Genomic DNA, 11,997 nt, shown 5'->3' on the forward strand with positions numbered 1-11,997 from the left:
GGCCGAGCTGACCGAACTGCTCGCCAGCTAGACCCATTGTGGTGGCCGGTCCCTTTGGGGGCCGGTCACCGCGGGCGGTCCGCCGTCGTGGCCGGCGTTTGCTGGTGGTTGCCGGCGGCGGACCGCCCATCCCGCAGCAGCCAGCCGCCGGCGGCAAGACAAAAGCTGGTGGTGTCGTTGGGTTGTTCCTAGCCCGGGGTGAAAGGGAAGGCTCGCTGGGCTCGCCCTGGTTTCCGCTGTGCTTCAACCAGTTGACGGGCGTCCGCTGGCGCGGCCGGCTGTTGGGTCCAGGGGGCGCCGTCGCAGAGCTCCGGACCCCCTGGCCCTGTGTTGTCTGCGACGCTTTTTGGCTGCTGTCCTGACGGATTGTACGTGTCCGCTCCGGCCGGTCTAGCCCCTCCTTCGTCGGGGCCTGCGGTTCAGGAAATGTCCCTGCGGCGCTCCTTCGTCGCTGATTTCCTCCGGGAATTTCCCGCCCCTTGCCCTCACGGGTAGACAGGCCTCCGTCGGCCACAGCTCCGCAAGCTTCGCCAGCAGCCAAAAATCAACGGGGGAGAGGGGACGCTGGCCGGTCACCTCAGCCGCCCCACCCACCAACCCTTTCGGCAAAAAAGGAGCAACACCACATGAACGCAGCACCCACGCTTGAAATGCTCGACCCGGCAACCCTGACCGTCGACGTTAACGTCCGCAAGGACGCCGCCCTGACCGCTGACTTCATTGCCAGCATCAAAGAACACGGCGTGATGGAACCGGTCATCGCCCACCGCAAGGACGACGGTACTGTGCACGTGCTGATGGGCCAGCGCCGCACCCGCGCCGCCGTGGAAGCGCAGCGGCCCATGATCCCGGTGATGATCATCGAATCCCCGGAGGAGGCCGAACGTATCGTGACGCAGGTGGTGGAGAACATTCAGCGCGCTGAACTGACCGAAGCGGACGAGGCCGACGCCTACCACCAGCTGTCACTGATCGGTGTCTCGGCGGCCGCGATCGCGAAGAAGACCGGGCGCACCAAGACAACGGTGGAGTCCGCATTGAAGGCCAGATCCTCGGACGCGGGAGCCGCCGCCCTGGGCAAAGGATGGACCATCGAAGAAGCGCTGATCATGGCGGAGTTTGAGTCAGATGAAGAAGCCTCGGCCGAGCTCGAGTCGGTCATCATGGACGAACCAGACCAGCTCCTGCACGTCACCCAGCAGCTGCGCGACAGGCGCGAAAGCGCCGCCGCCCTCACCGCGCTGATCGCCGAACTGGAAGCTCAGGGCAAGACCATCGTGGAGGACGCAGGACACTACGCCGACGACGACAACCTCTACGTCACCGCCGCCAAACGGGAGGACGGGGAACCGGCCACCGAGGCCGACGCCAACGCCGTTCTGATCACCACGGACTACCGGGGCCAGCACCGGACCCACGACGTGATCGCGGGGTGGAAGGAGACGGGCTTCGCCCCGAAGTACGAACGCTACGACGGCGGCAGCCCAGCGCAGAAAGGCCCCATGACCGAGGAGCAAAAGGCCGAGCGCAAAACCCTGATTGAGAACAATAAAGCGATGCTGTCCGTCAGGTGGTACGCCGTGAATTCGTGACCGGCCTGCTGGCGAAGAAGCAGCCACCCAAGGGCTGGCAGTACTTCACCGTCCACGCGATTACGCACCACCCCGAAACGGCCAGCGGCTACGACGGCGAGGTGGCCGCTGGAATGATCGGGGCGAAGGTTGACGAGGCCAAGACCTGGGCGTGGAACCCGCTCCGGACGCACGTGGCGAAATCCACCGCACGGCCTGAATTCTCCCTGATCGCACTGATCTGCGCAGGGTATGAGAAGACGGTCGCAAAGGACTCGTGGCGTTCCCCCTCCCAGACTCACAGGAACTACCTGAACCAACTGGTTCTTTGGGGGTACAAGGCATCAACTGTTGAACAGCTGATCATCGACAGCGGCAAGCCAGCCGAGGATGAAACCCAAGCGGCCTAAGATCAACCCTTGCCGGGCGGAACACCACCGCCCGGCAAGGTCGTCCGCCAATCACCAAGGTAGGGCGGGGAACCTCGCAAACGTCGGGCGGTCCGCCGCCCGGGGCGAACCACGGCAGCCACTCACCAGCGGCGGACCGCCATTAGGCGCGGCTTGGGTTAGAAGACCACCAGGGGTGCCGCGCCTATCAACGTGACGGGTACCTGGCGTCGTCCGGGTCGCGGTGTTAAAAGCCGCCGGCAACGCATGGGTACCTAACCAATGCACCCCTCATGGGTGCGCTAGAGTGAATGAAAGATTTCCTTTTGCCGAAGGACAAAAAAGGACCGGAATGTTCCGGTCCTTTTTTGTGTGCAGCGACTTTTCAGGGGTGTCAGCGCGGCGGCTTGGGTTTCACAACAGCGTGGGTTTTAAGCTCACTCTTCACTGAAGGATGTGCCAGGTTCCTGGGCGGCATCCTGTGCGGATCCGGCGGAGCGCTTTGCCGTCCGCCGGCGCTTTACCCCAGATGGTTCAAGGCCAAGTTTCTTCAGTTCCTCCGCGCTCCATCCATCCCGGGTGGCCTGCAGGTAGGCGCGCTTGTCATCGCGTTCGGCCGCAACAAGCTGGTCCCGCAACTCGGTGATTCGCTGGCGGCTCTTCACCAGGGCAGTGACGGATTCAATGCGGGAGTCCAGCAACGCGCGGGCCTGGTTTCGTGTCTGTTCAATGTCGAGGGTAGCCATGGATCCAGCCTAACGATCATCCCGACGCCGGCTCCGACGGACGCGCCCATCCTGGCATGACATGTCCGAGGTGACCGGAGGATCTTGCGCCAGGAGATGGGCGTTCCGGGGATCGTTGAACCAGTCCCGCAGATAGTCGTCAGAGTAGCTGACGGTTCGCGCTGTGAACTGGAAGTATTCGGGTCCGATGCCGCGCCGCCGCCACTGCCGTAGCTGCATCGGGGAAACCCCGTATTGCCTGGCCACTTTCTTAGGTGAGATGAGAGCCAAAACTGTACCTTTCGCTTGCCCTATGCCGCGTTCCTTTCGGCACGCTTGCCGAAACTTGGCCGGTGAAGGAATTGGCCAGTTGGAGCGGCCGGACCGTGGAATACCGGAGCGAAGCGAGGATATGCCGCGAAAGCCGGCTGCGGAGACTTGCCAAGGAAGGACCGGGCAGTAGCCTCAACCAGCCGAAACGGAACGACGCAGTCGTTTTGAACAAGTCAGACGCGCAGCGTCCTGCAGGGCAGTGCCCAGGAACCATCACAAGCGCCAAATGCGGGCGCAGGTGATTTTCCGGAGCAAGCTATACGGTTATGTGCCATAACCCGCGTGTTGATCCACGGCCTGCGGCCTTTGATGCGGCACACTCGTCAGTGTGGCCCGGAGATTCCGGGGCGCTGCGCTGGGCATTGGGGGAGGGGGCTGGGATGACTGAAGAGCCGAAGTCGCCGCGCCGGTTGTCCCGCCGCCGCCGCGCGAACATTGACGGTGACACCCAGTACGTGCGCGTGTCGATGTCGGAGTTCGAACGCGCTCAGTTGAAGGTGCTGGAGGAGCGGACCGGGCGCAGCCCGTCGGAGATCCTTGTCAGTGCTGCCCTGTACGCGGAAAACTCCGAGTCGCTGGCTGAACGGCGGGCGATGGCCGTGGAATTCATTGCAGCCCGCCGCTACCTTGCTGCCCTGTCGAACAACGTCAACCAGCTCGCCCGGCACGCGAACGCCACGGACGAATTTCCGGAAGCAGCACGTACCGTTTTGACCCGGGTGCGTGCCGTCGCTGACCGGATCAATACGATGCTGGATTCGATGATGCGCTGATGATTCCCAACATCACCAAGGGCACCCGCATGCACGGGCTTATCGCGTACCTTGCCGGGCCCGGCCGGGCGAACGAACATACCGACCCGCACCTTGTCGCTGGCTCACCGTCGATCATGGCCTGGCATAACGACGACGAACTGAACGCCGACGCCGCCCAGGGCATTGCCAAGGAATTGGACCGGGCCAGAAGCGTCCTGGGTGTCGAGATTCCCGGCGGGCATGTCTGGCACTGCTCCCTGTCGCTGCGCGCCGAGGAAGGCGACCTTACCGACCAGAAGTGGGCGGACATTGCGCAGGACTTCATGGACGAGATGGGGTTCACTGAAACCAGCGGACGGGCACCGGCCCAGTGGGTGGCGATCCGTCATGGCCACAGCAAAGCCGGAAACGACCACATCCACATCGCTGCGTCCATGGTCCGCGAGGACGGCACGAAGTGGAGCAGCTGGCGGGACTTCCCCCGGGCACAACAAGCCGCCCGGGAGCTTGAGAAAAAGTACGGCTTGGAAGAACTTTCGCCCACGCATTCCACCCGCGGCCTCCGGCCAGGAGAACGCGAAGCCTCCGAGCGGCGGGGAGCCCCGGAACCGGAACGCCGGTCCCTGGAACGCAAGGTCCGTGCCTGCGCGACGTCGGCCCAGGATGAGGCCGAATTCATTCGACGCCTGCGCCGTACCGGCGCCCTGGTCAGGCCGCGGTACGCGTCCGGACGTGACGACGTCGTGGTCGGCTACAGCGTGGCAGAACGTCCCCCCAAAGGTGGCCGACCCGTTTGGTTCGGAGGCGGTCACCTCGCCAAAGACCTTGCCCTGCCCAAGCTCCGTGCCGAGTGGCCCGACAGCCCACAAGGTGCCGCCGAGGCGGTCGCAGAATGGCAGGCAGCTGCACGCGGACGCCGCCCGGTCACGATCGGCCGCGAAGCCCACGAACCTGACCCGCAAATGTGGGAGCACTACAGCGACGAAGTTGCCCGGCTCCGCGAAACGCTCCGCACCGTGCCGCTGGACGATCACGCGACCTGGGCGCACGTTGCACGCGAGACATCCGGCGCCTTCGCAGCCTGGTCCACGGCAACAGAGGCAACGCCAGGACCACTCGCAGCAGCAGCCGACGAGCTGTCCAAGACAGCACAACTGCGGCGCTACCCGGTCCGCCCCATCCGCAGCGCAGGACCATCCGCCCGCGGCGCCTCGCTCATGCTCATGGCGGCTTCGATGGGCGGCACCGGAACCGCCGCGCAGGCAATCATGCTGCGCCAGCTGCTCAACGTCGCCAAGGCCGTCCACGACATGCACAAGGCATCCAATGACCTGCGCAAAGCACGCCAGATCAGCCACATGGTCAAGCACCACCTAAGCCAGGTCGCAGCCGCACTACCCAGCCTCCCAGCGACCGCGCCCACACCGGACAGCGAAGCTGCCGCCGCGGTACGCGCTAGTACAGCCGGCCAGGTTGCCGGCCGGTCCGCAGGCTCCGTGCTGCCGCCCAAATACGTGCAGGCACGCACCCACGCGAGCACCCGAAGCGGGAGTACCCGCCCAGACATTGAGAGATAACACCAAGGAGGGGAACCATGAGCGAATCTGACGGCATTGATGAGGCTCTTGAGGGAATGTCGCGCGTTGCGCTGACCGTCGCCGGCCGGCTCGGTGAGCAACTGGCCAGGGCACGCGAGCAAGAGCTGCGCCGCGCCCAAGCGGCCGAAGAACAACAGGCCCGCGAACTGCAGGCCCGGTTCGATGCGGAGCGGGCGGCTGCTCGTGCACAGCTCGCCCCGGTCATGGACAACCGGTGGTGGGACACAGCCACCGGCCGCGACATCGAAAGGGCACATGAGGCGGCCACAGCGTGGAAAGACCATGACCCGGCCGCGCGCGACGCGGCCGAGGTGATACGTGACCATGTGCAGCGACGCTACGGCTTGGATGTGGACAACCTCGGCGCGAATGAAGCAACGGTGGCGGAGGCCCTGGCTAAAGCCGAGCGGGACCGTGAACAGGCAGAACAGGAACGCCGTGCCGGCCGTGATAACAACGCCCAGGCTGTGCGACTGCTGGCTGAGGCCGACCGGGAAGACAGGAAACGCGCGGAGGCTGTTGATCGGCCCTCAAAGGAGGACTTGGACGCAGCGCTGGCCTGGCTCCGGGAGACCAAACCCATCGAGGCGCACAACTGGGAACAGCGGCATAATTTTGCGGATAGCGTGGCCGTGGAGGACGACATGGAGAGGCGGCTGATCACAGACTGGACAGCTGCTCGTGCCAATGAGCGCCCCGAGCAGTTGCGTGATGAAGCAGGAGCCGCATACGACTCAGCCGAGCGCCGACAGGAACTGGCGGCCAGCCTCGAAGGGGTTGCTGACCGTGAGGCTGTACAAGCGCGGCTCAATTCCGATCAAGACCAGGCCACACCGCCCAGCGCAGCCGTAGGCAAGGGATCAAGGCCTGCAAAGGCCCGCAAGACGCGCGGAGCCAACGGCCCGGCAAAGCTCCTCCAAAAGGGCATGAGCCGGTAAGTCCTTCAGGCCGTCCAGCCCAGGAAATCTCACCGGATGGCCGGGGCCGCAAACTGGCCCCGGCAGGGTGCTAATCACATTAGGATGTCCGGGTGACCGCTGAACACGGCAAGCGCCGCTTTCTGACCATCGAGCAGGTCGCCGAAGAACTGAACTTCAAAAGCAGCCTCATCCGGAACCTCATTCATACTGGAGAGCTTCGCGCTTTTCAGGTTGGAGCAAGGGGGCTCTGGCGCGTCGGGCGCCAGGATCTCGAGGACTACATCGCAGATGCTTACCGGCGCACCGCCGAGCGGATCGCCGCGGACGAACTGGCGGACGACGTGCCGGAAGGGGAATAGGGACGCTAGAGGGGCAGAAATCCCTGTCCTCCGGGGCGGTCCGGCGGCGCTCCAAGCGCCCTACACTGGCGTGCGCTCATCCCCGGATACACCCTCCCAGCGTTTCTGGGCACCCTGCCGGCTGATCCCGAAGGCCCTGCCGATCTTTTCCCAGGAGACGCCACCCGCCCTTGCCATGGCAACGGCTTCATCGAGCTGGGCCTCCAGCTCCTTGAGACTCCCACCAAGGGTGCGGATGCGGTGCAGCGACAGGTCCGGGGCGACATGGCGATGCCACACATCCAGGAACAGCGGCTCCAGGTCCTCCCGGTCGCTGATATCAGCGGCGTCCGCGCTGGTCGGCGGTCCGGCGTAGATGCGCCCCGCGGCGACGTCCTCGTCGGAAGGGTCCCAAACCCGCGTCCACAACGGGTCCAGGATGACGTGTTCCCGGAACGGAACACAGCTGCAGGCGACCCGCCAGCCGACCACCTGCGACGGCGGCCGCCACGCCTCGCGGGTCGGATCTTCCTCATGCCCAACCGGCCGGCCGTCGGGCGTCATCAGGTTGATCTCCATCCACCTGCCACCGGACCCGTACATGCCGTCGGCGAAGACACAGACCACGTAGCCCTCATGCTCGCTGCCCTCGGTAAACCAGCCCATCGCGCTTCCCTTCATCGGCAGCCAGTTGCTACAGTGACAGTATGAGCGATGACAAATGTCGTTGACAAGCGGATTATCTATAGCAACTTTAGTGGACAGGCTGCGTATCAAGTCCGCGCGTATTCGGCGGGTATGAGACCCGGTGAGACCGGCGGCTAGCATCGCCCAGTGCCTATCGAAGTGGTCGCGTCCTCGCCATCGTGGCCTGCGCAGTTTGCGCTGGTCGCAGGCGACCTGAAGCAGGCTCTCGCTGGACTGGCGACCGCGCGAGTCGAGCATGTGGGCTCAACCTCAGTGCCAGGGCTGGCGGCCAAGCCCATCCTCGATATCGACGTCATCGTCGACGGAGCGGAGATGTCGGCAGCGGTCGCCGCCCTGGGTTCGGCCGGGTACGTTCACCGCGGCGATCTGGGAGTTGTCGATCGGGAGGCCTTCCATGCTCCTGATGCGAACCCGCGGCGGAACGTCTATGTCTGCCGGGCGGGCACGTTGAACGTCCGCAACCACCTCGCGGTTCGCGACGTCCTTCGTGTGCGGGAAGATCTGCGTGACGAGTACGGAGCCGTGAAGCTGGCGCTTGCAGCGGAGCCCGACATGGACATCGATACCTACATCGCTCGAAAGTCTGCGGTTCTCCAGAAGGTCCTCGCGGAGTCCGACCTCACCTCCGACGAGTGCCTTCAGATCTTGCGCCTCAACGACCCTGCCGCCTGACCCGACTACAGCTCGCCAGGCGGGCTGGCCGCCTCAGTGCGAACGAGCTCAGACGCCTGTCGGACGAGATCGACCAGGTTGTCGGGGAAGACCTGTACGTCCGCGCTTGTGAGGTCGTCGGTCGACCACCATCGCCACGTGGTCACGGCTCGCTGTTCCAGCTCGGTCCATCCGTGGGCGCTCAGCGCGCTGTTGTTCGTCCTTGCGGCGAAGAAGTGCTCGATCTGATGCTGTGGCTGACCGTGGTTTAGAAAGTCGAATTCCCGGCGATGGAAGGGCCCGATCAGAGTCAGTCCTGCCTGGCCGGTCTCCTCGAGCAACTCGCGCTCCGCGGCTTCCGCGAGCGACTCGCCCGTGTCCACTCCGCCGCCGGCCGTGAACCAGAATCGGACCGTGTCACCGGTGTCGGAGAGGTCCCGGCCTTCGAAGAGGAGCACGCGGCTGGACTGGTCCAGGAGGACGATCCGAACTGCGACTCGCGTGTCTTCAGGCATCGCGCTCTCCCGACTGCGCCATCCGTCCCAGGGTGACGAGGAGGTTGGCGTATCCGAGAGCATCGTCGATCGCGCGGTGCGTGTGCGGTACGTCGCCGAACCACTCGGTCGGCAAGCTCGCTGGCGAGATCTCCGACGCAGGGCGACCGGTCACGGCTGCTGCGTAGCTCCGAAGGCAGAGGCCAGTGCCATCGAAGACACGGTCGTCCTCGTATGGGCCCTGGATGATGCCGTAGCGAGTGAACCGGCGAAGGTAGAAGTCGATCCACAGGCCGTCGAAGGCCAAGGGCGAGGCAGCGAAGCACTTCTGGCCGGGCAGTGATTTCACCCAACTCGCGTATCTGGCCATCACATCGGGCGCTGGTTCCGGATCGGTCGTGGCGGCCTCCCACACGTCGGGAATCGACTGGAACCACGCGAGGGTCTGCTGGTTCGGTGCGGCTCCGGGCAGTTCTTCGAGAACGGCTTCGAAGCGCCCGTGCTCCGTGCCGTCGAGGGTGATGGCGACGGACGCGAACGATCGCATCGAGTTCGGCCCTGGCCACGGTCCGTCGACCTCGATGTCCGTGACGACATAGACCCAGTGGTCGGGCGATTCGCTAGACACGACGAGGATCCTCGCATTCCGGGTGACGGCGGCAAAGAGCGGCGTGTGCCAACGGTCAAGTGGCCTTGATGGATCGGCCGGCGTACCGGGCCCACGGCTCGCCCGCCTTGTCGGCGTGGAGGAACGCGACCTGGGCGCTGTAACCGAGCGCCTCTGCCACCAGGGAGGGCGGGCATTCAAGGACGAGCTCACCGATGGCACGGTTGCGGGCACCGAGGAGGTTGATGCCCACGTCGCGGAGGCGGTCCATGACAGTGTTGGGGTGTAGGTGGCGGCCGGCAAGCGTGCTCGGGAACAGCCACGGGCTGTCGGATCCGGCGCCGGTGCGTAGGTTCGGCCGTGCGGCAAGGTGCTCCCTGATGAGCGAGGCGAACGGCTCGGGAACATCGGTCGGATGCGTGCCGAGAACGATGCTCATCCCAGAGTCGGCGTCGTCGACGATGCTGGTCGGGAAGGTGACGACCTTGACCAGCGGCTGGGCGTAGAGCAACAGGAGCATCCCGGCGACGCGGTAGGGGAGTGACTCGCTGGTGCCCGTGAGGAGCTCGTGGATCCAGGCGAGCCGTTGGTCCTGACTGAGAGATGGGCTGCTCTTCGCGGATCGGTGCTGAACAGTCACCGCCGTGTTGAGACGCGCCTGCTTCGCGACCACGAAGAACGTCCTGATCGCACTGCGCGTCGTCGGTCCGGCCGCGAGCCACTCGTCGACGTCCTGCTGAGTGCAGGTGGCCGCGGTGCGCTGATACGTCTCGTGGAGCCACACGAGGAACTTCACCGTTTCGGTGATCTCCTGCTTCGCGGAGTGAATTGGCCCGCGAGTGGGTGCGCCAGCCCCGGTCTTGGCGCGGATGCGCCGCAGGTGGTGCCACGTGGCGAAGTGCTGAACTGGCTGCCGTACCTCGTCGGGGAGTCCGTCGAGCTTGGCGTCGATCCATTGCTCGAAGCGCGGCAGGTAGGGGTCGCGAGGGGGGAGTAGACCGTGGTGCTGCATCAGTGCCCGGAGATGCTCGGCGGGCTTGCCGGGCACGGAGTCGAGACCCTCGTGCGACGCGGCGATGGCGCCGTTACCGAGCCCGCGAAGCAGTTCCTGGACCTTGGCCGACCGCTTCCAAACGAGGATGGACTCGGGCCTGTCTGACGCGCAGAGAGCATCGACAAGGCCGAGGAGTGCGGGATCGCTTGGCGCGCCGCCGAGCAGCGCGTGGAGGTCGTCGCGGAGTGCGCAGCGGACGCAGAGCCGTCCGCGATGTCGCGCTGCTTCGACGTCGCAGCGCTCGCAGTGGAAGTCGACGGGGATCTCAGCGCATGTCGAGCAGATCGGCTGGCGATCGGTGGCGCGCAGGCCCGGCAGGAGCCGATCCTGGAGGCACTCTGGGCAGGTTCCGCGGGTGTGCACGGCGTCGTAGTAGCAGATGTTGCAGAGTCGGCCTTCTGGCCAGTTGGCTGCGAGCCTGGGGATGTTCCGGCCGCAGCGAGCACACGGATCGTCGCGAGTGCTCGTCGCGCGCGGACGACCCTGGACGGTCGAGCGAGGGGAGAGGCCCGCCGGCTTCGGATCCATCGATGCTCCTGGCGCTACTCGTCGAGGATGTTTGCGCGCCGCGGCCGCACGCTGCGGTCGAGCGAGACAACGTTCGGCGGGGAAGCGGTGCCCGTCTTGCGCACGCGTACATCCGTCGCCGTCGTCGTGAACAGGTCCGTCGACTCGCACTCGAAGATGTCGCACAGCGCCGCGATCAACATCAGGGAGACGCGCTCCGGCCGCTGGTTCACCAGCCGGTACACCTGCGGTCGAGACAGATTGATGTCGCGCTCGGCCAGCAGGGGAATGAGATCCGTGGTGTTGTGCAGGCCTCGGGCGGCCATCAGCTCGGCCAGGCGCCACGTGTAGTCGACCTTGCGCTTCATGATGTTCCGTCCTCGGTCTTGCGGGCCATGGCTTCCTTCACCGTACGGTCCAAGGCGCTCCTGAGCGTGGAGCGCCTGAACTCGTCGGACACGAAGTGATAGATGCCGGTTGTCGCCCCGTGCTCATGGCCCATCTGGTCCTGCACGAACCGCGGGTCCCATCCAGCTTCGAGCAGGTGAGTGGCGTACGAACGACGGAACGAGTGGAGATCGAGCCCATCGGAGAATCCCAACTCCTCGCAGTAGCGCCGGACCCGTCGGATCAGAGTCGATTCGACGACCAGTCCGCCGCGTTCGCTGGGGAAGAGATCCAGGGTGCCCGGATCACCGCGGCCGTTGGCGAGCCAGTCCTCGATGATGCCGGGCGTCCACCGCCAGACAGTGAGAACGCTGCGCGGCTTGTGCGGCGAGGACCGCTTTGCCTTGCCGTAGCGGACCTTGCAGACGCCGAACGCGCCGAACTCTCGGGCGTGTGGGTTGCGGGCGAAGTCGACCGTTTGCAGGTGCCTCAACTCGTTGAACCGGAGCCCGTAGCCGTACGCGATCTTCATCATGACCGCGTCCCGGTAGGCGGCCTGCCAGCCCTTGCGGCCCGACTTGCCGATCCGTTCAACCTCGTCGTCGGCGTGGTCGAAGAGTTGACTGATCTCATCACGGGTGTACGGACGTTTCTTCGGGCGTCCGTCGTACTCCTGGACGTGGGGAGCGGTGTTCCAGTCGAAGAACACCTGCGCCGGGTGGGTGCCAAAGAACCGCTCGCACACGACGTCGAACCCGTAGTCGGGATTGCTGATGTAGCTAGTGAAGGCACGCAACGCGGAGTGGTAGCCGCGCAGCGTCGAGTGGGCAACGTGCTTCTGGGTGCGTAGGTCCGCCGAGAACTCCTCGACAAGCGCGGGCGTCCAGTTCCACGGGTCTTCGTTGACGTGGCTGATGAAGCGCTCGACCATCCGGAGCCGTTGGTCGATGGTCGCGAACT

At 65.2% G+C, this 11,997-nt stretch carries 12 protein-coding genes and 1 pseudogene; 6 read left to right on the forward strand and 7 right to left on the reverse strand.

Going from position 1 to position 11,997, the window contains the following annotated elements:
* Positions 1-626 precede the first annotated feature (626 nt).
* Positions 627-1,981 (forward strand): annotated as a pseudogene (locus ACWRN3_RS22450) (ParB/RepB/Spo0J family partition protein).
* A 416-nt stretch (positions 1,982-2,397) separates the two neighbouring features.
* Here the strand turns inward: ACWRN3_RS22450 and ACWRN3_RS22455 are convergent.
* Positions 2,398-2,706 (reverse strand): hypothetical protein, encoded by a 309-nt coding sequence (locus tag ACWRN3_RS22455; protein WP_207606020.1) that lies wholly within the window; start codon positions 2,704-2,706, stop codon positions 2,398-2,400.
* Between the two features lie 692 nt (positions 2,707-3,398).
* Between ACWRN3_RS22455 and mobC the strand changes: the two genes are divergently transcribed.
* The 4 genes from mobC to ACWRN3_RS22475 all read left to right on the forward strand — a co-directional run bounded on the left by mobC (position 3,399) and on the right by ACWRN3_RS22475 (position 6,650).
* Complete coding sequence (gene mobC, locus ACWRN3_RS22460) at positions 3,399-3,791, forward strand: plasmid mobilization relaxosome protein MobC (protein WP_207606021.1); 393 nt, start codon at positions 3,399-3,401, stop codon at positions 3,789-3,791.
* Positions 3,791-5,350, forward strand: a complete 1,560-nt coding sequence (locus tag ACWRN3_RS22465) for a relaxase/mobilization nuclease domain-containing protein (RefSeq protein ID WP_207606022.1) — start codon at positions 3,791-3,793, stop codon at positions 5,348-5,350. The genes mobC and ACWRN3_RS22465 overlap by 1 nt, the downstream gene beginning before the upstream one ends.
* 17 nt (positions 5,351-5,367) lie before the next feature.
* Complete coding sequence (locus ACWRN3_RS22470; protein WP_207606023.1) at positions 5,368-6,309, forward strand: hypothetical protein; 942 nt, start codon at positions 5,368-5,370, stop codon at positions 6,307-6,309.
* 92 nt (positions 6,310-6,401) lie between these two features.
* Positions 6,402-6,650, forward strand: a complete 249-nt coding sequence (locus tag ACWRN3_RS22475) for a helix-turn-helix domain-containing protein (protein ID WP_207606025.1) — start codon at positions 6,402-6,404, stop codon at positions 6,648-6,650.
* 60 nt (positions 6,651-6,710) lie between these two features.
* Here the strand turns inward: ACWRN3_RS22475 and ACWRN3_RS22480 are convergent, their stop codons facing one another.
* A complete protein-coding gene (locus tag ACWRN3_RS22480; protein ID WP_207606046.1) occupies positions 6,711-7,295 on the reverse strand; it encodes a helix-turn-helix domain-containing protein in 585 nt (194 codons plus the stop codon).
* 180 nt (positions 7,296-7,475) lie between these two features.
* Here ACWRN3_RS22480 and ACWRN3_RS22485 point away from each other — a divergent pair, with 180 nt between their 5' ends.
* Positions 7,476-8,009, forward strand: a complete 534-nt coding sequence (locus ACWRN3_RS22485) for a GrpB family protein (RefSeq protein WP_476741994.1) — start codon at positions 7,476-7,478, stop codon at positions 8,007-8,009.
* A 5-nt stretch (positions 8,010-8,014) separates the two neighbouring features.
* Here the strand turns inward: ACWRN3_RS22485 and ACWRN3_RS22490 are convergent, their stop codons facing one another.
* The 5 genes from ACWRN3_RS22490 to ACWRN3_RS22510 all read right to left on the reverse strand — a co-directional run.
* Positions 8,015-8,503 (reverse strand): NUDIX hydrolase, encoded by a 489-nt coding sequence (locus ACWRN3_RS22490; RefSeq protein WP_071416678.1) that lies wholly within the window; start codon positions 8,501-8,503, stop codon positions 8,015-8,017.
* Positions 8,496-9,110, reverse strand: a complete 615-nt coding sequence (locus ACWRN3_RS22495; RefSeq protein ID WP_071416679.1) for a hypothetical protein — start codon at positions 9,108-9,110, stop codon at positions 8,496-8,498. The genes ACWRN3_RS22490 and ACWRN3_RS22495 overlap by 8 nt, the downstream gene beginning before the upstream one ends.
* 55 nt (positions 9,111-9,165) lie before the next feature.
* Complete coding sequence (locus ACWRN3_RS22500) at positions 9,166-10,671, reverse strand: recombinase XerD (protein WP_071416680.1); 1,506 nt, start codon at positions 10,669-10,671, stop codon at positions 9,166-9,168.
* A gap of 14 nt (positions 10,672-10,685) precedes the next feature.
* Positions 10,686-11,018, reverse strand: a complete 333-nt coding sequence (locus ACWRN3_RS22505) for a helix-turn-helix domain-containing protein (RefSeq protein WP_071416681.1) — start codon at positions 11,016-11,018, stop codon at positions 10,686-10,688.
* Positions 11,015-11,997: tyrosine-type recombinase/integrase (locus tag ACWRN3_RS22510; RefSeq protein ID WP_476741993.1), on the reverse strand; the 983-nt coding region annotated here is incomplete at its 5' end. The genes ACWRN3_RS22510 and ACWRN3_RS22505, both read right to left, overlap by 4 nt.

Source organism: Pseudarthrobacter sp. rb, assembly GCF_056389225.1.